Source organism: Sorangium sp. So ce448, from assembly GCF_051520915.1.
In the GTDB taxonomy this organism is placed as follows: Bacteria; Myxococcota_A; Polyangia; order Polyangiales; family Polyangiaceae; genus Sorangium; species Sorangium cellulosum_B.
In genome coordinates this window covers 969,252-988,283 of record NZ_CP150343.1, presented here as the reverse complement: position 1 = coordinate 988,283, position 19,032 = coordinate 969,252, and the positions used below count along the sequence as shown (strand labels likewise).

Genomic DNA, 19,032 nt, shown 5'->3' with positions numbered 1-19,032 from the left:
CTTGCGCAGCGGGGCCGCTCCCAGGCCGGAGCAGCAAGCGGCTACTGGACGGCGAGCGGATGCTGGGCGGTGAGCGGCTGCTGGGACGGCCCGCTGCAGGCCTCGCCCGGAGCGGCGACGCGATCGAGCACCACCTCGCCGGCCGACTTCTGGACGTCGATCTCGCCCTGCCAGATGAGCTCTGCGCTGCCCTGAGCGTCGACGACGTCGCGCAGCAGCCGCACGTAGATCTTGCGCTGGGCGACCTCGGGGATCGCCACCGCGAAGTCGAACGCGCAGACCGAATCACACCTCGGGCTCGCCGCGTCGGGCTCGTCCCTCTCGGTGATCTCGTAGATGCTGTCGATCCTGTCGACGTGCATCGCGCGCTGGCCGCAACAGTTGAGCAAGAGCCGGCTGTTCGCGATCTTCAGGGCGCCGCTCGACGGGTCGTAGCGCCAGCGCAGGACCTCGGCCCCGCAGTAGCTCTCCTCCCCCTCGGAGGCGAGCCGCCGCTCCGGCTCCACGAACCCGCCGGCCTCGCTCACGAGCCCCACGTGCGCGGGCTCCGCTTCCAGGCACGCGCTCAGAGCAAGCAGCGACCCCACCGTTGCAAGCGCTCCACAGACCCCCAGGTACTTCATGCCCCGATTTCCTTGGCTGTCCCGCGACACTGTTTAAATACGCCCAAAAGGCAAAGAATCAGGGCCTCTAGAAACGCGCTTCACGTATCCGCTACGTGCGCCTAGGGATTCAGCTGCAAGCCAACGTGGACAAGCTGCGCACATGCGCCGCCCCTCGGAGCAGCTGCACGCACATTCGAATGTGATCTACGGGTTTCTGGAAACCTTGTCCAGGCGAAAGTGGCAGAGTTAGCCCGATTCTCTGACCATGAACGTCATGGTCAACCAAGCTCCTCCATCATCCTCCACCATCCCACCCCATGACGCGCTGCCGTGCACTTCCATGCGCGGCGGGACATTCACGAGCTCCCCCTGCCGACCGCGGACGCGAGGTGCTGCTGCGGAGCGATCCGGAGGCGTGTGTTCAGCGCCTCATCGCGCGGCGACCGTCTTGGTGCGCTGGCGCGGGGAGCCCTTCGCCTGGCAGCCGGCTTCCGCGGGGCTTTCATCGAGGACGACCGCGCCGGCGGAGACACCCAGATCGAGGGAGCCGCTCCAGATCACGGCCGGGCCGCCCTGCTGATCGACGACGTCGCGCAGCAGCTTCACGTAGACCTCGCCCCGCGGGACGTCGCGCACGCCGACGGACAGATCGAAGGCGCACTGCTCGCTGCAGCGACCTCCGGCGCCGTCCGGCGCGTCCCGCTCGGTGACCTCGAAGAGGCTGTCGATCCTCTCGACGTGGATCGCGCGCTTCCCGCAGCAGTCGAGCATCAAACGGGCATCGGCCAGGCGGAGCGTCGCCGCCGGCTCATCGTACTGCCAGCGCAGCACCTCGGCGCTGCAGTAGCCCCCGTCCTCTGCCGTGGCGAGCCGATGCTCCGGGTTCCTGAACCCCCCTTGCTCGCTGATCCTCGCCTCCTGGACCGCCGCCACCTGGCTGCAGCCACCGGCGCAGAAGGCCCAGACGATCGCAATGGCGGTCCAGATACGGCTCGACACCATGCACTTCTCCATTTCCTCTTGGCTGGCTGGCCAGGGCGGTTCGTCCCCATTTCGGTGCAATTTTCCAGCCAACTCTCCCCCTGAGCAGTCCGGAAGCTAACCGCGACCGACGCGGCGGGCCAAGGAAGCGGGGGCTGCGAGCGGTCTCCCTTCACCTTCGCTCGCAGCAGGGGCGCGGGAGGGCGCGCAGGAACTACCCATGTAAGACGTGCCGGGACGAAAAAAGTTGTCGGGGAGAGAACGCCTGGCTCAGCCACGATGCGGGCGGCCCTCGATCGGACACACGCCGCATGTCCGGGCCGTGCCCCGCGGCTCGCCCGCGTCAGTTCTTCGCTTCGACGGCCTTGCCGGGCGGAAGAGGATCCCAGCGCAGCGAGTCCCCGAGGAGGTTCGAGATGCGCTTCGGGCGCTGCCCGTCGACGCGCATGACGTAGAGCCCGGGCCCCTCGCCGGAGGTGCGCGTGGAGAAGAACGCCACGAGCCGCCCGTCGGGGCTGCAGGCCGGGTACCCGTTCCTGCCCTGATTCTGGGTCAACCGCACGAGGCCGCCGCCCGTCTCCCCCGAGGCGACGAGGTCGGTGTTCTTTCCCACGCCGACGGCATAAACGGCCTTCACGCCGTCGGGGTGGTTGCAGAACGTCGGCGCCGAGGCGAAGAGCCCGTCCGGAGAGATCGCCTTGCCGCCGACGTAGATGCGCTGTCCGTACCTGCCCTCGCCGGAGAAGGCGAGCTTGCCGGTCGGCGTGAACACCGGGTGGAGCGCCATCCCCACCTCGGACGCCGGCTTGATGCTCTGGAGATCGGGCCCGGAGAACAGCTTGATCGTCGACCCCACCCCGATGCTGAGGGCGACCTGCGCGCGATCCTTCGAGAACGCGATCCCGTAGACCGAGCCCTTCACGGGCAGCGCGAGCGGGCCGCCGGCAGACGTGAAGACCTTGTACTCGTCGCCCTTCACGCTCGCCGCGTAGTGGAGCTGCTCGTTCTTCCCGAACGCCGGGGCGATGGCTGTCTGGTCGGGCGGCGAGACGGCCCTGGCGTCATGGCCGTCGGCGTCGATCGTGAAGACACGCCGCAGCGCGCCCGAGCCCGAGGCGAACGTCATGTGGCTGGCGAAGCCGCCGTTCTGGCCGGTGAGGGCGCCGATCAGCTGGTCGGCCACCCGGTGCGACTCGAAGCGCACGTCGCGGAGGGGCACGATGAACTTCTTGTCGAACACCGGGGCCTGCCCGCGGTTCACCAGGAACGCCTGGCCGACGAGCTCGACCTTGTCAGCGGCGACCTTCTTGCCGCTCACGCTCACGACCGCCTCGACCCCCTTCGCGGACCACGCCTTCACGTCCACGGGGCTGTCGGAGAGGTACAGGCCGTCGGGCGCGGCGCTGTCGGGCAGCACCTCGAACTCGCCGCACAGCTCGAGGTCGCGCCGGACCACGCTGTGGATCGTCACGTCCTCGGGGTCCGAGACGAGCGACGGCAGGACGCCGATCTTCGGGAGCGGGCGCGTCGCGCCGGCCACGACCGTGATGTGGCCGAGCAGCTCGTCCGGGTTGGGCGGCGCCGCCGAGGAGGCCGGCGCCTGTGCAGGAGCAGGGGGAGCAGCGAGCGCGGCGGCGGCGAGCGCCAGGGCGCCGAGGGCGTATCGAGCTAGTCGCATGTGGTCTCTCTACAGACGAACGTGACGCTGACCTGCTTCTGCCCGAGGTTGGGATAATTCTCGGGCGGCGGCGGCAGCGCCTGCCCCTTCGCCGCCTCGAGGGTCGCCTGCGCGGCCGCGTCGAAGGCGGGATTCCCGCTCGGCGTCAGCGTGTAGCTCACCATCTGCCCGTCGGACAGCACGATGACCGCGCGCGGCTTGTGCTTCGTGAGCTCCTCGGGCGGGAGCCCCGAGCCGTTCACGCGGAACCTGCTCGAGAACCACCCCGCGATGCGGGCCAGGTACAGGTCCACCGCGCGCGCCTTGAGGGGATCGGTCTCGGTGCCCTCCTTCACGCCGTCCTCGTGGCCCTCCTGGTCGACGTTGGCGGCCGGGGCGGCGTCGGTCTTCGGATCGAGCTCGGTGTCGACCTGCTTCGCGATCTCGGCGTCGGGCGGCGGCGGCGCGGTGCCCGCGTCGGCGATCTTGACCTCCTTGGGCGGGATGTCCGCCTCGGTCTTGCCCGCGCTCGGCGACACGAACGCCTTCTGCTCGACGCGCGGCTTGGGCGTCTGGCGCACCCACCGGTCGGGCAGCTTCATCTTGTCGCGCGTGCCGCCCAGCTTGAGCAGCGGCGTGTCCATGTCGAGCACCGGCACGACCTTCACCGGGACGCTCGGCCCCTTGTCGATCTCGGGCGCCGCCGCGGGCACGGTGAGGTCGGCCAGGCTGACCGCGACGGCGGCCCCCGCCTGCACGGCCATCGCCACCGCGACGGCGAGCGCGATGTCCCGCGGGCGGAAGTCGCTCGCAGGCCGGCGCTGCCCTGACGGCGTCCTCGGTCCGGGCGCGCGCGCCGCAGCCGTGCTCACGGCGCCGATCCCCCGGGCCGCGGCGCGGCTCCCCCGGGTCGCGGCGCCGTTCCCCCGGGCGGCGGCGCGCCCTCCGGCTCGATCTCCGGCTGGACGAGGAGGTTCAGGCCCTCGACCCCGGCGGCCCGGGCGGCGGCGACGACGCGCGCCACGGCGCCGTAGCGGGCGTCCTTGTCGGCGCGGATGTAGAGCTCCTTCTCCTTCTGCACGCGCCCGTTCGAGGCGAGCACGCCCTCGATGTCGGCGGTCGCGTCGTCCTCGCCGAAGAGGATCTTCTCTTCCTTCGTGACGGTCACGACGAGCTTCGTGTCCTTCGTCGGCGCCTCCTCGGCGGAGACGTTGGGCAGCTCGACCCGGAGCCCGGCCGTGAGCAGCGGGGCCGTGACCATGAACACAACGAGGAGCACGAGCATCACGTCCACGAGCGGCGTGACGTTGATGTCGCTGAAACCGCCGCCGCCGCGCCGCCTGCGCCCTCCACCGACCGACATGCCCATGATCGGCCCCGCCCCTCAGCCCTTCGGCATCACCGGCGTGGGCCGGTCGCTCGACCGCTGGAGCGCCAGCGGGATGGACTCCTGCATCCCCCGCGCGGAGAGCGACGCGATCTCCACCCAGCCCTCGCTCGCGGCCTCGAGCGCGGCGAGCAGGTCGTCGACGCGCTTGTTGATCCCGTTGTACGCGATGACCGCGGGGATCGCGGCGAACAGCCCGATCGCGGTCGCGATGAGCGCCTCGCCGATGGCCGGGGCGACGACGGGCAGCGACGCGCTCTTCTGCTGACCGATGCGGAGGAACGCGTCCATGATCCCGTAGACCGTGCCGAACAGGCCGATGAACGGCGACGCCGCCGCGATCGACGAGAGCGTCGGCATGAGCGCGCTCGCCCGCTGCGTCTCGGTCACGATCGCCCGCTTCGCGATCGAGTCGAGGAGCCGGCTCGTCCCGACGCGGCGGCTGAGCTCCATCACGACGCGGGCGCCCGGCGCGTCCGCGTGCCGCTGCGCGAGCGCGAACAGCTGATCCGGCGAGTGGGCGTGCGCCGACTCCTGCTCGAACCGCGCCTGCAGAGAGGCGAGCCGCGCGAGCTGGAGGACCTTGAGGACGGCGATCACCCAGACGAGGATGGCCGCGAAGATCAGCAGCCACACGACCAGGAAGACGGGACCGGAGGCGTGGAGGACCAGGGAGACGGGATCGAGCTTGATCGGGACCGTCGTCGCCGGGTCAGGGGCGCTCTGCAGGAAGGCCATTTCGATCTCTTCGGGTCAGGGAGTCGGCTCGTCAGGGTTCCGCGCGCGCGGCCCCGTTCAGTGGAGTTTGCGGCCGCGGCCCCCTCTCTCGCCTGGAAGCGCGGCCGTGGCCCTCTTCAAGTTCGCCCAGCGCCGCACGCGGCGCGGCGCTCAGTCCGCGAGCAGGATGTCGACCTTCCGGTCGCGCGCCCAGCCCTCTTCGTCCGTGCCGGTCGCCTCGAACTCGCCCTTCGACGAGGTCGCGATGCGGCCCTGCTCGAGGCCCTTCTTGCCGAGGTACTCGGCGACGCTGCCGGCGCGCTTCTGGCCGAGGCCCAGGTTGTACTCCGTCTCCCCCCGGGGGTCGGCGTGGCCGATGAGCTTCATCCCCTTGCCCTTGAGCGGACCCGAGACGAAGCAGCGCGCGAGCGCGTCGAGCGCGCCCGCCGCCTCGCCCTCGATCGACGTCGAGTCGAACGCGAAGCGGGCGGTCGGTAGATCGCCGCAGGCCTTGAGGATCTTGTCGTCGATGCGGATCGATCCGCTCGTCGGCTTCTCGGTGTCCTGCTTCGGGGCAGGCGGGGCGGCGGTCTTCGCCACCGGAGGGGGCGCGACATCGCTGGCGACATTCGCCGGCGGCTGCGGATCGGAGCCGCAGCCGGCCGCGAAGGCGGCAAGGGGCGCCGAGACCACGAGGATCAACGCAGGCAGTTTTGTCATGGGCATGCCGTTACCACGCCGGGAGGCGCGTTGCAGCATTTTGAGCGCCCGCCGGCGAGCCGGCGCGCCTGGATGACAGGCATTCCGTTAAAGCGCCGCGATGCATCGCCCGATCCAGGCGCAGGAATATTTTGGGCACCAACGGGTTGGCCCGCCTCGCGCCCCCCCGGGCCCTCGGCGCGGGCTATTCCTCGCCGGTGTCGGCCTGGCGCTGCGTCTCCGCAGCGGGGGGCGCCGGAGGATCGGCGACGGCTGCAGCCATCGCGTCGGTGAGCGACATCGGCGCCTGAGGCCGCGACACCTCCTCGGACGCGAGCGAAGGCGACGGCTGACGCTCAGGCCGGGCGCGGGCCCCCGAAGCGGCGGGCGGGCGCACACCCGCCCCGGAGGCCTCGCGCGCGCCCGCCTCCGGCGCGGCGCGCGGCTGCGGCGCCGTGACAGGCTCGGCGGCGCTGGCCTCGTCCTCATCGGCCGCTGGCGGGCGCGCGTCGAGCCCGCGCAGCGCCGTCCTCCGAGGGCCGGGCGCCTCGACCGGCACGCGCAGCTCGCGCGCGATCTCCCCGGCCCGGGACACGCCGCGCTGCGCTGCAGGCGGCACCTCATCCCCCGGCGCCCGCGACATCCGGCCGACGATCAGCGTGAGCCCGACAGCGATCACCAGGGCGCCGGCCACGGTCGCCGCCGCGAGGATGCGCACGCGGGCTCGTGATCGCGCCCGCGAGGGCACCGCGACGGGCACGAGCGCGTCGTGGACGCGCATCACATCGCTCACGCTCGGCGCATCGACCCCGACCGGCGCCGTGCCCGCGAACGCGGTCGAGGCGGTCGCCGCTGACGACTCCGCGCCCCGGATCGCCTGTGGCGTCGTCAGGCCCACCGCCGCCGGAGCGACCGGGCCGCTGCCCGGCGCGACCGAGCCCGCCGCCGACGCGCTCGTCGGCGGCGCGACGGGAAGCGTCGCGATGAACGACTTCATCGCGAGCGACCGGAGATCCATGATCGTCGGGTCATCGTCGCTCCGTGGCACCGAGGGCGCGCTCGATCGCCGGAGCGGCGGAGGAGGCCGGCTCGATCGCCGGCCGGCGCCTCCCGCCGGGGGCGCAGCCGCACCCCTCCCGTGCGCACGGAGCATCGCACCGCCGCAGACGCTGCACTCGAGCGCAGCCCCGCCGCGCGCGTCGCTCGACACCGTGGTGACGATTCCGCAGATTTCGCAGGTAACGTCCATGAGCCCCCCGCAGGCCTCGCGACACGACAGCGGCGAGCGCCCGCCACGCCAAACTGTGATTCAAATTACATCTTGAGTATGGCGCGCGGGGGGCGGCCATGCATGCGGTCTCCGCGGGGCATTTCCGAGAATCGAGCGCGTGACGGCGTTGCAGTGCCATCCCGGACGGTCGATATCGGCCGAGAGCCGTCCTGGACCGAAGGCTTCCCGGGTGGGCGCTTGCGATGCCGGCCTTCGGGCCGCTGTGGTAAGAGCCGCGCTTCGATGTGGTCGGGAGCGGACCACCGGTCCGCTCGACGTGGTCGCCGCTCCCTGCCGGGGGTCACGCTGACATGGGTCTGGGGGGCCGCGTCCGGCCTCCGAAGCGCCCGGAGGAGTTCGAGAATGGGTCTCAGCGAAACGCTGCTCGATGCGAACAAGAAATCCAAGGTCGTCGCCGACTGTTGCGCGCTCGTCGACGAGGAGGTGGCTTCGAAGAGCGGACTCTCCGGCCTGGCGGTCAAGGCCGGCTACGCGGCCGTGAAGGGCATCAAGCCTGGCTTCATCCAGCAGGTGGTCGAGAAGCTCCTGCCCGAGTTCGCCAAGAAGCTCGATCCCATCTGGACCGAGGCCTCGAGCAGCGGCAACCCGAGCTCCTTCTTCACGTCGAACCGCTCGCGGATCGCCGACGCGCTCCTCAGCATCACCGACGAGAAGGCGAAGTCGTCGTCGAGCGGCGTGGTGCGCGGCACCTACGAGAAGCTGCGCGGCTCAGCGAAGAAGAACGTCGAGGAGGCGGTTCCGCGCCTCGCCCAGCTCATCCAGAAGCACTCGGCCTGAGCGGCTCGGCGCGGCAGGCCCGCTTCGCGCCGGCCTGCTGCGCGCCGCAGCGAGGCGCCCCCGCGGCCGCGTGCGGCGGCGGAGGGCGCCCCTGCGATCGGCTCTCAGCCAGGCTCGCCGAAGCTCCGCGCGAAGAGGTCGCGGATCGCGTCGCGGCCGGCGTCGTTGAGATCCTGCGTGCCGATGCCGGCGAAGTTCTCGCAGGTGATGCTCGGCTGCCGCGCCATCTCCCAGGCCGAGCCGCTCCAGCGGAACCAGCCGCGCTTCTCCTGATCGTAGACGAACAGCTGCTTCTTCCAGAGGCGCGCGAGCTCCGCGCCCCAGCCGGTGCCGCCGCGCACGGTGCCGTCCTCCTGGAGCGTCCCCACGACGAAGACCTGGCTGGCCGCGTTGATCTGGTGCCAGATCGTCTGGAGGATGTTGCGCACGAGCGGGATCTCGCTCAGCACGCGGCCGAGGCGCCGCGACACGTAGACGAGGCTGAAGTCGCCCTTGCGCAGCTCGTCGTCCCCCAGCACGACCACGCCGCGCTGGCGCTCGAGGAGCCGGTGGCCCTCGAAGCTGTAGTTCAGCTCCTGCACCCCGTACCGCTCGGCGCACGCCCCGAACTCGGCCTCGGCCCCCTTGGCGCCGCCCGAGTGCACGCGGAAGCTCCGCGGGTCCTTCGGCCGCTCCGAGGGGGGCCGCACGTCCTCGTCGATGACGCGCATCGAGTGGGGATCGAGCCGCAGGTGGAGATCGGCGAGATCCTTGTTGCCGTGGTCCTTCAGCAGCCGCAGGCGAACCACGTCGCGCTCCGGCTGCAGGTAGACGACCACGTTGAGGTGGCGCTCGACCCTCTGGAGCGCGGCAGGCAGCTTGCCGGGAGGGCCCGCCTCGTCGACCTGGGCCGCGACCCAGACCTCGGCGGAGCGCTCCTTCGCGAGCCGCCCGAGCGCCTCCATCGCCTGCTCCGACGCGACCGCCACGTCGAAGCCGTCGACGATGATCACGTCGGGCTCGAAGTGGGCGACGCCGCGCGCGAACGCCACCGTCTCGAGCATCTTCTCGACCCACAGGCGCGCCGCCTCTTCGGGCGCGTCGGCCGACGCCTTCACGTGGCCGAGGTGCGAGTAGATCTGCCGGTGCCGCTCGACCTCCAGCCGGACGGCCTCCGGCTCCTCGAGCCGCATCGACTGCGCGAGATCGTGGAAGATCTCGTCGTAGTACGCGCGGACGTGATCGACCGCGTTCTCGTGCGAGATGTGGAGCACCCGGCGATCCCGCAGCAGATCGTCGAGCGCGATCTGCACGAGCAACGCCGTCTTGCCCACGCCGGGCCGGGAGACGATGACGCCGACGTTGCCGCGACCCAGCCCGCCGTGCATCGACCCCTCGAAGACCCGCATGGGGCTCCGCTCGTTTACCTCTTTGCGGTACATGCCGACCCCCTCACTTGGCCTTCTTCGCCTGCTCTTCCCGGTATTTCTTGATGAGCTCCTCACCAAGCGCCGCCGGAAGAGGAGCATAGCGCGAGAACTCCATCGTGAACTCGGCTTTGCCCTGGGTGGCGGAGCGGAGGACCGTCGAGAAGCCGAACATGTCGGAGAGCGGCACCTCGGCCTCGACGCGGCAGAAGCCTTCTGCCTCGGTCGAACCGACGATGATGCCGCGCCGCTGCATGAGGATGCCGACGATGCCGCCCTGGTACTCGCTCGGCCCCTCGCAGGCGACCTTCATGAGCGGCTCCAGGATCTGCGGGCCGGCCTTGGGGTACGTCTCGCGCCAGGCGCCGCGCGCGGCCTCCTGGAAGGCGATGTCGGACGAGTCGACCGCGTGGGCCGCGCCGTCGTTCAGCGTGACCGACACGCCCGTGACGGGCGCGCCGATGAGCTGCCCCTTGGCGAGCATGGACACGAAGCCCTTCTCGACCGCCGGGATGAACTCGCGCGGGATCGCGCCGCCGACGACCTGATCGTCGAACCGGAACGGCGCCTCCGTCCACGGCTCGATGAAGCCGCCGACCTTGCCGTACTGGCCGGAGCCGCCGGTCTGCTTCTTGTGCGTGTAGTTGAAGTCGACGCGGCGCGTGATCGTCTCGCGGTACGCGACGCGCGGCGGGCTCGTGACCACCTCGGCCGCGTACTCGCGCTTCATGCGCTCGATGTAGACGTCCAGGTGGAGCTCGCCCATGCCCTGGATGATCGTCTCGCCGCTCTCCGGATCCGCCCCGACGCGGAAGGTCGGGTCCTCCTTGGTGAAGCGGCGAAGCGCCTTCGACATGTTCGCCTGGGCCTTGTTGTCCTTGGGCGTCACGGTGAGCGAGATGACGGGGTCGGGCACGTGCATCGACGTCATCGCGACGCTCAGGGTCCCGTCCGTGAAGGTGTCGCCGGAGTTGCAGTCGATGCCGAACATCGCGACGATGTCGCCCGCGCCCGCGGAGTCGATGTCCTCCATCTCGTCCGCGTGCATGCGGACGAGCCGGCCGACCTTGTGGCGCTTGCCCGTGCGGGTGTTCGTGATCTCGCCGCCGCGGGCCAGGTTGCCCTGGTAGACCCGCAGGTACGTGAGCTGGCCGAAGCGGCCGTCCTCGAGCTTGAACGCGAGCATCACGAGCGGCTTCTCCGAGTCGCTCGACAGGATGACCTCGGCCTCGTCCTTGTCGAGATCCACGGCCTTGTTCGTGATGTCGGCGGGCGTCGGTAGGTAGCGGGTCACGCCGTCGAGCAGGACCTGCACCGCCTTGTTCTTGTAGGCCGACCCCATCATCACCGGGACGATCTGGAGCTTCACGGTCGCGTCGCGGATCGCCCTCTGGAGGAGCTCCTCGGTGACGCGCTCCTCGAGGATCGCCTCGGTGAGCTCGTCGGAGTACATCGAGAGCGCGTCGAGCATCTCCTCGCGCGCCGTCTTCACCTCGTCGGCCATCTCGGCCGGGATCTCGCCGACGACGATCTTCTCGCCGTTCGCCCCCTCGAACCGGTAGGACTTCATCGCGATGAGGTCGACGACCCCCTCGAACTTGTCCTCGAGCCCGATCGGCAGCTGCAGCAGGACCGGGTTCAGGTTGAGCTTCTCGCGCAGCTGCGCGCGGACCCGCAGCGGGTTCGCGCCGGCGCGGTCGCACTTGTTCACGAACGCGATGCGCGGGACGCCGTAGCGGCGCATCTGGCGGTCGACCGTCAGCGACTGGCTCTGCACGCCGGCGACGGCGCAGAGGACCAGGATCGCCCCGTCGAGCACGCGCATCGCGCGCTCGACCTCGATCGTGAAGTCCACGTGGCCGGGCGTGTCGATCACGTTGATCTGGTGCCCGTTCCAGAAGCAGTGCGTGGCCGCGGACTGGATGGTGATCCCGCGCTCGCGCTCGAGATCCATCGAGTCCATCTTCGCGCCGACGCCGTCCTTGCCCTTGACGTCGTGGATGGCGTGGATCCGCTTGGTGTAGAAGAGGATACGCTCGGTCAGCGTTGTCTTGCCCGAATCAATGTGGGCGCTGATCCCGATGTTGCGCAGCTTGGACAGTTCGCTGATCACAGAAGGCTCCCCGCCGCGCACCCGTGAGGGCGTGCCCGTGGAGGGCGTGCGGCACGCATCGAACGTCAGCCAGGCGGCGCACTCTTGCGATCGCCCAGTCAGAAATTCGGCGCGGCTCTTAATTCGGCCCCATGGCCAGCGCCAGGGGGAAAATGACCGCGCATGAACATTTCACGCTACTTGGCCTGAATCCTGGAAAGCCCGACCGTCTCGTCCCACTCCGATCCGTAGCCGTCGTAGTGGATGCGGTAGCGCTCCTGCCCCACGATGCCGGTGACGACCGCCGGGTACATCTGCCCGTGCCACTCGACGCGGACCCTGTCGCCGATCTTGTAGACGTTGGTCTGAGACGCCTGCAGCCCCTTGCTCCGGACCTTCGGCGGCGGCGGCGGGTTGACGACGTTGCCCTCGACGAGGCCGCGGATCCGCTCGCGAGGTACAACTTCGTCCCAGATGTCATCGTACCCCTGGTAGTGGATCTTGAATTTCGTCGGACCCAGGACCTCGATGACCTTGGCCGGGTAGACGTTCCCTTCCCAGGTCACGAGGACGTGATCGCCGATGGCGTATTGGCGCTTGCAGCCCCCCAGAACCAGGGCGAGGGCCAGGAGGAGGGCCGCGGCGTGAGCGCGCGCTGCGGGCATACTTCCCGCCCGCCTTACCGTCCTCGCCGGCGCCCCGCAAGAGGCTTCGCTCAGGGACGCGCCCGGGTCGGCGCCCCCCAGGGCGCTGCAACGGGGCACGAACCCGTGTAGAGAACGCCCATGACCCGAGATGTTCGTCCTGGTACGGGGACCCTCTCCCGCCCGTGCCCGTGCGGCTCGGGGCGCTCGTACCGCGAGTGTTGCGCCCCCTGCCATCTGGGCGATCGCGAGGCGCCCGACGCCGTGGCGCTGATGCGCTCGCGGTACGCCGCGTTCGCCGTCGGAGACACCGCCTACCTCTGGCGGACGCTGCACATGGGCCACATCGACCGCGGGCGCGACAGGGACCAGGTGCTGCGCGAGCTGAAGGTGACGATCCACCACCACCGGTACCGGGGCCTCCAGATCCTCGACAGCCTGCAGAGCGGCGACTCGGCGTCGGTGCTGTTCCTCGCCAAGATCTTCGAGGCAGGCGTCGATCGCTCGTTCGTCGAGCTGTCCGATTTCCTCCACGACGGAGAGGGCTGGCGCTACCTCCACGGCGTCGCCATCCCGCGCGCCCGCATCGGCGTCCCGCCCGACGAGCTGACGATCGCCCGGTTCTCATCCCTCGCCAGCTGACCGGCCCTCGCCGGCCGAGCGGGCGGCCGATGCGCCCTGGCCCGCTGACCAGGCCCTCCGATGGGCGATGCGCCTCAGCCGGCCGACGGGCCCGACGCGCGGGCCTCGCGCCACCCCATCGCCTCGACCACGGCGCGGTTCTTGTCCATCCACACCGCGATGCGCTCGCGCGTCGTCCGGTAGGCGTACTCCAGGATGGCGCGCCGCGCGCGCAGGTTGGCGGGGTTGTGGAGGAACAGCAGCGCGTCGTTCCGCGCGGGCTCGAGCACGAGGACCTGCATCTTGCCCTCGGCGTGCGCGCGCCCCACCGCCTGGTGGAGCCGCGCGTGCGCGCCGATCCGCATCGCCTGGTTGAAGATCCAGAGCATGCCCTTGTCGCGCACGCTCTCGCGCACCCCGTGCCCCGTCGGGACGGGGCGGTGCGCGGTGGAGACGGGCACGAGCGGGCTCACGACGATCGTGAGCTCGACGCCGGCGGCCTGCGCGAGATCGAGGTGCGCCACGTGGCCCAGCCCGCCGTCGAGGTAGTGGCGGTGCTCGACGCGCACCGGCGAGAAGAACAGCGGGAGCGCGAGCGACGCCGCGCAGGCGAGCGACACCGGGACGTGGTCGAACCCCTCGGCGCCGAAGACGACGCGCTCGCCCGAGTCGAGGTCGTGCGCCGGGATGCGCAGCGTCCGCGGCATCGCGCGGAACGAGTTCGGGATGCCGCGCCTCAGGAAGAACTCGCCGAGGAACCGCTCGTAACGGTCGAGCTGGAAGAGCCCCGCGGGGAGCGAGTCGTTGAAGCGATCGAGCTGCTCGAACAGGTACTGCTGCGCCGGCGCGTTCGGGGTCGCGTCGCCCCGGGTCGTGAGCCGGACGATCGCGTGGCGGAGCGCCACCAGGCTGGTGCTGAGCGCGCGCCGCCACTCGCCCACGTCGAGGTGGAGGAGGTGGCTGCGCTCCAGCGGGAAGAAGTTGTCGACCGGATCGAGCAGGGCGCGGTAGAGCCGCTCGATCGGGATGCCGCCCGCCAGGGCCGCGGCGACCGCGGCGCCGCTGCCGTGCCCGAGGTAGAGCGAGAAGCTCTGGTTGTCGATCCCCTCGACGCCATCCTCGAGCGCCGCGAGCGCGCCGATCTGGTAGAGCGCGCCCGTCAGGCCGCCCCCTGGCAAGCAGAGGCTGACGCGCGCTCGCTTCGCCCCGACGCGCGGGGCGGCGCGGCCCTCGCCGCTCGCGTCCACCGTCCCGGAGGAGCGGTCCTCGCCGTCCCCCGCTGCGATCTGCGCGGCTCGGCTCTCGCCGCCGCCTTGGCTCCCGAACGCCGGCATCATGAGAGGTCCTTTTCCCTCGCGCGGACCGCCCCCTCGGCGCGACGGCCGAGGACGCAGGCGAGCGCGGTCAACACGAGCGCGGAGGCGGAGCTCACCGCCACGAGCCACACCGGGCTCGCCGCGGCGTCGGGCAGCGCGGCGCCGGCGGCCGAGGGCGCGCCGTCGGCGGCCCCCGCGCCCGCCGCGGAGAGGAGCGAGAAGCACTGGATGGCGTTGTAGGTGCCGTGGAGGAGGATGGACGGCAAGAGCGACCCGCTCGCGACGCGGAGCACGCCGAGGGCCGCGCCGAAGATCCCGATCGGCAGGAACTTCTGCCACCCGACGTGGGCCACCGCGAAGAGCGCGGCCGTGATCGCGATCACGAGCGGCGCGCGGTGCGTCCAGCGCAGCGGGCGGGCGAGCGCTCCCCGGAAGAAGACCTCCTCCAGCGCGGGGCCGAGCACGATGAAGATGAGGCCGAGCGCGGCCCGCTCGGGCGCGCTCGCGTCGACGAAGACCCGGACGAGCTCGGCGTCGTCGATCCCCGACGGCCAGCGCGCCTCGATCGCCGTGTAGAGCGCGGCGATGGGCCCCTCGAGCGCGAAGCCGAGCGCGATCGCGAGCGGATAGAACGCCACGTGCGTCCCGCGCAGCCCGAGGAACTGCCGGATCGACGCGCGCGGCGCGTGCACCTGGAGCACGCCGAAGAGCCCGAGCAGGTACGCCGCGGCCTGGCACGCGAAGCTGCCGATGACGTCGAGCTTCGGCGCCGCCCGGAACGAGCCCGCGCCGTCGAGCGCCGGCTCCATCCGGAAGGAGGAGATCAGGCCGAGCAGGAACAGGAACAGCGCGGTGACGCCCACGGTCCAGCCGATGGCCCCGGGGATCGACATCGGTCGCTCCTCGCCGCCTTGCCGGGCGAGCGGACCGGGCCCTCCGCCGCTCGGCGGAGGGTCGGGGGTGCCGTGCAGATCGCTCATCGACCTCGCAGATAAGGCAGGACGCCCCGCTTCACGACCGTGTCCGTGCCGAGGCGATCGCTCGCCTCCGGGTAGTCGATCGTCGTGTGCAGCCCCCGGCTCTCGTGCCGGGCGGAGGCGCAGCCGACGATGAGCTCGGCCACGGTGGCGATGTTGCGCAGCTCGAGCAGATCCCGGGTGACAAGGTGCTTCCAGTAGTACTCGCGGATCTCCTCCTGGAGCAGGGAGATCCGCCGGGCGGCGCGCCGGAGGCGGGCGTCGGACCGGACGATGCCGACGTAGTTCCACATGGTGCGGCGCAGCTCGTCCCAGTTGTGGGCGACGACGACCTCCTCGTCGCTGGCGACCGCGTTGCCGACCTGCCACTCGGGCACATCGGGGAACGCGCTCTGCCGGAGCTCGGCGATCTGGGTGCCGAGGCGCGCGGCCGCGCGGTGGCCGAAGACGAGCCCCTCGAGCAGCGAGTTCGAGGCGAGCCGGTTCGCGCCGTGGAGCCCCGTGCACGTGCACTCGCCGATCGCCCAGAGCCCGGGGATCGTCGTCCTGCCGTAGAGGTCGGTGGTGATCCCGCCGCACATGTAGTGGGCGGCCGGCACGACGGGGATCGGCTGCGCGGTGATGTCGATGCCGTAGCGGAGGCACTGCGCGTGGATGGTCGGGAAGTGCTCGCGGATGAAGCTCGCGGGCCGGTGGGTGATGTCGAGCAGCACGTAGTCCGAGCCGGTCCGCTTCATCTCGAAGTCGATGGCCCGCGCCACGATGTCGCGCGGCGCGAGGTCCTTGCGCGGATCGTGGCTGGCCATGAACGCCGTCCCGTCCGGCAGCCGGAGGATGGCGCCCTCGCCGCGCAGCGCCTCGCTCACGAGGAAGCTCTTCGCCTCCGGGTGGAACAGGCACGTCGGGTGGAACTGGTAGAACTCCATGTTCGCGATCTCGGCGCCTGCCCGGTAGGCCATGGCGACGCCGTCGCCCGTCGCGACGTCGGGGTTCGTCGTGTAGAGGTAGACCTTGCCTGCGCCGCCGGTGGCGAGCACGGTCGCCCGCGCGAGGTACGTCTCGACGACGTGCGGCTTCGAGGCCGGCCGGTGCCGGGGCGCCGGCCGCTCCGAGTCACGCGGCCGCGGCCTGCCCTGGTTCAGCGCGGCGTCGGTCTCGTCGAGCACGTAGGCGCCCGCGCAGATGTCCGGCCCCCCGAACCGGGAGAGCGGGATGAGGTCGATCGCCGTGTGGTGCTCGGCGAAGCGGATGTTCGGGTTCTGCCGGGCCTGCTCGAGCAGCGCGCGCTCGATCTCGAGGCCGGTGGCGTCGGCGGCGTGCACGATCCGCCGCGCGGAGTGCCCTCCCTCGCGCCCGAGGCGCACCTGACCGTTCTCGTGATCGAACTGGGCGCCCCGCGCGATGAGCTCGCGCACCCGCTCGGGCCCCTCCCGCGCGCAGATCTCGACGACCACCTCGTGACAGAGGCCCGCCCCGGCCTCGAGCGTGTCGGCGATGTGCGCCTCGGGGGAGTCGTCCGGGGCGAAGACCGCGGCGATGCCGCCCTGGGCGTACTTCGTGTTGGATTCGTCACGCGCTCGCTTGGTGACGATGATCACCTCGCCGTGCTCGGCCGCCTCGAGCGCGAAGGTCAGCCCAGCCACACCGCTACCGATGACGAGGAAATCGGTCGTTATCGCCACGGCCAGGAGGGTAGCAGGAGCGGGGCGCACGGAGGTAGGCCGTGGTGCGCTTCCTGCGTGCGACGGCGCTGCGGCCGGGCGTTCGGGCGGGAGGCCGGCGTGGCCGGGGAGAGCCGAGCGCCGGCGTGAGCCAGCGCGAGGTGTGGGCGTGCGCACGGGCTGATCGCGCTCATGGAGGAGCGCCTCGGCCGTTGTCGACGCGCGCCGGGGCGCACGCCGCGCGCTCGGCCTCGCAGCGCGAGCTCATGAGCGCAGTCCATCCATCAGAAGCCGCGACTCGCGAAGGCGCGACTCGCGCAGCAACTCGCGAGACGCCGTGAGGATGCGGGAGATGCGGTGTTCTGGCACAACACGACAGGTTCCCGGAGAGCGCATCAGAGCCAGCGTCCCCCACACCCTCTGGTCGACTCGCTCGATCCAGACCCTTCGTGAAGGGGCCTCTCGCTCAAGAGTCCTGGCTTCTGCGATGCACCGAGGGCACGAGCATCAGCTTGGGGCGACGCTTGCTTTGCGCTTTGGGGCCACCTGCCGGGCGTGGGTTCTTCGCCCACAAGAGGCTCTGCGACGCGGGCAGTCTGGGCCCTGACGGCGGCGCAAGCTCCTCCGCTGCCGCCTCTTCGCGAGCGGCCCGCTCAGCGATGCAGTGCATACAATACTTCTCAGGATCCCAGTCGATGTCCTCGAGACCCAGCCTCCGTACCCACATCCGCTCCCACTCCCCCATCTTGCTCAGGCTGGGGCGCTTACCAGAGGGAGGGGGGTCGTCTCCGCGGGACCTTCGGCGCTTCGGCATGGGGCTCCTTGAATTCGGGCGGCGCCCATTCTGCCGGCAACGAATGAGCTCGCCAAGGGGTTTCTTCGAGTCCTCGTTGCCGTTTTGCTCAGTCACGCTTACGTTCAGCCCTCCGAAATTGCCACAAAATCATACCACCTCTCATTTTTCTTCAGCGCTCGCCGCCACCAGCCGTCCAGCGGGCTCTGCTCGCCACGGCTTCCCCCAGCTCCCGGCATGGCACCTCGACAGAGCGCCGCGCCGCCCCTCGCACCGCCGCTTCGCACCTGCGCGCCGCCCGCCTCCCCCGAGTCCCGCTCTACGCGTGTGACGGGAGGGGTCGCCTCGCCATCGCCTCGCTGCCCTCTGGCCCTTCTGTCCCGCTCCTCCTCGTGAGTTCCAGCCGTCAGATGCCGCCGATGCGCGCCAGAAGGCACGTTACCGGTTCGGGCTCGCCATTCTCATCAGCGCAGTCGATGAGCAGGCTGGCCGCGAGGCGCAGCTCGCGGTGCGCCGCGAGGATGCCGGCGATGCGGCGCTCGGGCACAGCCCCCCAGAGGCCGCCCGAGCAGACGAGGAAGATGTCGCCTGGCGCGGTGCGTTCAACCTGGCTCTTCATCTCCGCCGCCGCCTCGCAGCCGAGCGCGCGCGTCGCCGCGTTCGCGTGCTGGGCCAGCACGGCCAGCACATCCGGCGAGACGGCGCCATCCGACGTGCCCCGCTCGACCGCCGCGAGATCACGCGTTCGTGCCTCCAGCGTCCCACCACGGAATCGATAGATACGCATCTCGCCGACGTGGGCGATGTACGCCGCCCCGGGCGCCAGCAGCACACCCGCGAAGCCCACTGGCGCGCTGTACCGTCCTGGCTCCCGACGATCGCCCTCGGGGTGGCGGCGGACGCGTCGACACCGACGCATCATGAGCCGCACTTCGTCCCGGCGCTGCGGCGCGGTCACCTCACCAGCACAGCCGTCGTCCACGTCGTCCGCCTCGATGACGGCATGCACCATCTCGATCGCCGTGCGGGAGGCATCTCCGCCAAGGCCACCCTTGACCAGGAACAGCCCCAGGCAAGGCAACCCTCCAGAGCGCCCCTCGTCGCGCCCACAACACCTCGACACGGAGGCATCCGCCCCCGCCTCGATGGCGAGCGTCGGACACACCATCGTCCACCTCGCGCGCTCGTCGCAAGACGAGCCGAGTCGGGGCGCACCACACCCGCGGTGCGCCGATTCCTACTTTGTCGCCCAGCGCACGGCGCCGCCGCCGCGCGTCGTCAGCACGCCAGGACCTTCGAGCGCCGCTCGCCCGAACCGGCCTGCTCGTGACGAGACCTCTCGATCAACCGCTCAAAGCTCGTCGCGCTCGAGGCGAGCCAGTCGCACCAGCTTCAGCAGCAGCCGCAT

17 protein-coding genes are annotated in these 19,032 nt (G+C 70.9%); 2 read left to right on the top strand and 15 right to left on the bottom strand.

Going from position 1 to position 19,032, the window contains the following annotated elements:
- Positions 1-41: 41 nt before the first annotated feature.
- From WMF45_RS03670 to WMF45_RS03635, 8 genes are all read right to left on the bottom strand, one after another.
- A complete protein-coding gene (locus tag WMF45_RS03670; RefSeq protein ID WP_437715576.1) occupies positions 42-623 on the bottom strand; it encodes a hypothetical protein in 582 nt (193 codons plus the stop codon).
- Positions 624-1,034: 411 nt separating this feature from the next.
- On the bottom strand, positions 1,035-1,607 hold the full coding sequence (locus tag WMF45_RS03665; protein ID WP_437715575.1) for a hypothetical protein: 573 nt from the start codon (positions 1,605-1,607) through the stop codon (positions 1,035-1,037).
- A 322-nt stretch (positions 1,608-1,929) separates the two neighbouring features.
- A complete protein-coding gene (locus WMF45_RS03660) occupies positions 1,930-3,264 on the bottom strand; it encodes a tolB protein (protein ID WP_437715574.1) in 1,335 nt (444 codons plus the stop codon).
- Positions 3,255-4,115 (bottom strand): TonB C-terminal domain-containing protein, encoded by an 861-nt coding sequence (locus WMF45_RS03655; RefSeq protein ID WP_437715573.1) that lies wholly within the window; start codon positions 4,113-4,115, stop codon positions 3,255-3,257. The genes WMF45_RS03660 and WMF45_RS03655 overlap by 10 nt, the downstream gene beginning before the upstream one ends.
- Positions 4,112-4,606, bottom strand: a complete 495-nt coding sequence (locus tag WMF45_RS03650) for a biopolymer transporter ExbD (protein WP_437715572.1) — start codon at positions 4,604-4,606, stop codon at positions 4,112-4,114. Before WMF45_RS03650 ends, WMF45_RS03655 begins: the two co-directional genes overlap by 4 nt.
- 21 nt (positions 4,607-4,627) lie before the next feature.
- Positions 4,628-5,368 carry a MotA/TolQ/ExbB proton channel family protein gene (locus WMF45_RS03645; RefSeq protein ID WP_437549469.1) on the bottom strand — a complete coding sequence of 247 codons (741 nt, stop codon included), beginning with the start codon at positions 5,366-5,368 and terminating at the stop codon, positions 4,628-4,630.
- A gap of 150 nt (positions 5,369-5,518) precedes the next feature.
- On the bottom strand, positions 5,519-6,067 hold the full coding sequence (locus WMF45_RS03640) for an OmpA family protein (protein ID WP_437297730.1): 549 nt from the start codon (positions 6,065-6,067) through the stop codon (positions 5,519-5,521).
- Positions 6,068-6,251: 184 nt separating this feature from the next.
- Positions 6,252-7,064 (bottom strand): hypothetical protein, encoded by an 813-nt coding sequence (locus WMF45_RS03635; protein ID WP_437715571.1) that lies wholly within the window; start codon positions 7,062-7,064, stop codon positions 6,252-6,254.
- A 615-nt stretch (positions 7,065-7,679) separates the two neighbouring features.
- Here WMF45_RS03635 and WMF45_RS03630 point away from each other — a divergent pair.
- Entirely contained in the window at positions 7,680-8,114 is a 435-nt protein-coding gene (locus WMF45_RS03630; protein WP_437715570.1) for a DUF6918 family protein, read from the top strand.
- Positions 8,115-8,218: 104 nt separating this feature from the next.
- Here WMF45_RS03630 and WMF45_RS03625 read toward each other — a convergent pair whose 3' ends face one another.
- The 3 genes from WMF45_RS03625 to WMF45_RS03615 form a co-directional block, all read right to left on the bottom strand.
- Positions 8,219-9,535: a hypothetical protein gene (locus WMF45_RS03625; protein ID WP_437715569.1), complete on the bottom strand. Its 1,317-nt coding sequence runs from the start codon at positions 9,533-9,535 to the stop codon at positions 8,219-8,221.
- A gap of 10 nt (positions 9,536-9,545) precedes the next feature.
- Positions 9,546-11,633 (bottom strand): elongation factor G, encoded by a 2,088-nt coding sequence (gene fusA / locus WMF45_RS03620; protein ID WP_437715568.1) that lies wholly within the window; start codon positions 11,631-11,633, stop codon positions 9,546-9,548.
- 176 nt (positions 11,634-11,809) lie between these two features.
- Positions 11,810-12,277 carry a Tudor-knot domain-containing protein gene (locus WMF45_RS03615; protein ID WP_437715567.1) on the bottom strand — a complete coding sequence of 156 codons (468 nt, stop codon included), beginning with the start codon at positions 12,275-12,277 and terminating at the stop codon, positions 11,810-11,812.
- A gap of 120 nt (positions 12,278-12,397) precedes the next feature.
- On the opposite strand from WMF45_RS03615, the gene WMF45_RS03610 reads away from it, so the two are divergent.
- Complete coding sequence (locus tag WMF45_RS03610) at positions 12,398-12,898, top strand: YchJ family protein (protein WP_437715566.1); 501 nt, start codon at positions 12,398-12,400, stop codon at positions 12,896-12,898.
- 74 nt (positions 12,899-12,972) lie between these two features.
- Here the strand turns inward: WMF45_RS03610 and WMF45_RS03605 are convergent, their stop codons facing one another.
- The 4 genes from WMF45_RS03605 to WMF45_RS03590 form a co-directional block, all read right to left on the bottom strand.
- On the bottom strand, positions 12,973-14,214 hold the full coding sequence (locus tag WMF45_RS03605) for a patatin-like phospholipase family protein (protein ID WP_437715565.1): 1,242 nt from the start codon (positions 14,212-14,214) through the stop codon (positions 12,973-12,975).
- On the bottom strand, positions 14,211-15,173 hold the full coding sequence (locus WMF45_RS03600; RefSeq protein WP_437715564.1) for a CPBP family intramembrane glutamic endopeptidase: 963 nt from the start codon (positions 15,171-15,173) through the stop codon (positions 14,211-14,213). The genes WMF45_RS03605 and WMF45_RS03600 overlap by 4 nt, the downstream gene beginning before the upstream one ends.
- Positions 15,170-16,852 carry an L-aspartate oxidase gene (locus tag WMF45_RS03595; RefSeq protein ID WP_437715563.1) on the bottom strand — a complete coding sequence of 561 codons (1,683 nt, stop codon included), beginning with the start codon at positions 16,850-16,852 and terminating at the stop codon, positions 15,170-15,172. The genes WMF45_RS03600 and WMF45_RS03595 overlap by 4 nt, the downstream gene beginning before the upstream one ends.
- Positions 16,853-18,030: 1,178 nt before the next feature.
- Complete coding sequence (locus WMF45_RS03590; protein WP_437715562.1) at positions 18,031-18,792, bottom strand: PP2C family protein-serine/threonine phosphatase; 762 nt, start codon at positions 18,790-18,792, stop codon at positions 18,031-18,033.
- Positions 18,793-19,032 lie beyond the last annotated feature (240 nt).

What these genes read in the sequence shown, in the direction of transcription:
- WMF45_RS03605 (WP_437715565.1), bottom strand. Translation starts at nt 14,214, where the DNA reads ATGATGCCGGCGTTCGGGAGCCAAGGCGGCGGCGAGAGCCGAGCCGCG.
- WMF45_RS03640 (WP_437297730.1), bottom strand. Translation starts at nt 6,067, where the DNA reads ATGACAAAACTGCCTGCGTTGATCCTCGTGGTCTCGGCGCCCCTTGCC.
- WMF45_RS03650 (WP_437715572.1), bottom strand. Translation starts at nt 4,606, where the DNA reads ATGTCGGTCGGTGGAGGGCGCAGGCGGCGCGGCGGCGGCGGTTTCAGC.
- WMF45_RS03600 (WP_437715564.1), bottom strand. Translation starts at nt 15,173, where the DNA reads ATGAGCGATCTGCACGGCACCCCCGACCCTCCGCCGAGCGGCGGAGGG.
- WMF45_RS03645 (WP_437549469.1), bottom strand. Translation starts at nt 5,368, where the DNA reads ATGGCCTTCCTGCAGAGCGCCCCTGACCCGGCGACGACGGTCCCGATC.
- WMF45_RS03670 (WP_437715576.1), bottom strand. Translation starts at nt 623, where the DNA reads ATGAAGTACCTGGGGGTCTGTGGAGCGCTTGCAACGGTGGGGTCGCTG.
- WMF45_RS03590 (WP_437715562.1), bottom strand. Translation starts at nt 18,792, where the DNA reads ATGGTGTGTCCGACGCTCGCCATCGAGGCGGGGGCGGATGCCTCCGTG.
- WMF45_RS03625 (WP_437715569.1), bottom strand. Translation starts at nt 9,535, where the DNA reads ATGTACCGCAAAGAGGTAAACGAGCGGAGCCCCATGCGGGTCTTCGAG.
- WMF45_RS03615 (WP_437715567.1), bottom strand. Translation starts at nt 12,277, where the DNA reads ATGCCCGCAGCGCGCGCTCACGCCGCGGCCCTCCTCCTGGCCCTCGCC.
- WMF45_RS03660 (WP_437715574.1), bottom strand. Translation starts at nt 3,264, where the DNA reads ATGCGACTAGCTCGATACGCCCTCGGCGCCCTGGCGCTCGCCGCCGCC.
- WMF45_RS03630 (WP_437715570.1), top strand. Translation starts at nt 7,680, where the DNA reads ATGGGTCTCAGCGAAACGCTGCTCGATGCGAACAAGAAATCCAAGGTC.
- WMF45_RS03610 (WP_437715566.1), top strand. Translation starts at nt 12,398, where the DNA reads ATGACCCGAGATGTTCGTCCTGGTACGGGGACCCTCTCCCGCCCGTGC.
- WMF45_RS03635 (WP_437715571.1), bottom strand. Translation starts at nt 7,064, where the DNA reads ATGGATCTCCGGTCGCTCGCGATGAAGTCGTTCATCGCGACGCTTCCC.
- WMF45_RS03665 (WP_437715575.1), bottom strand. Translation starts at nt 1,607, where the DNA reads ATGGTGTCGAGCCGTATCTGGACCGCCATTGCGATCGTCTGGGCCTTC.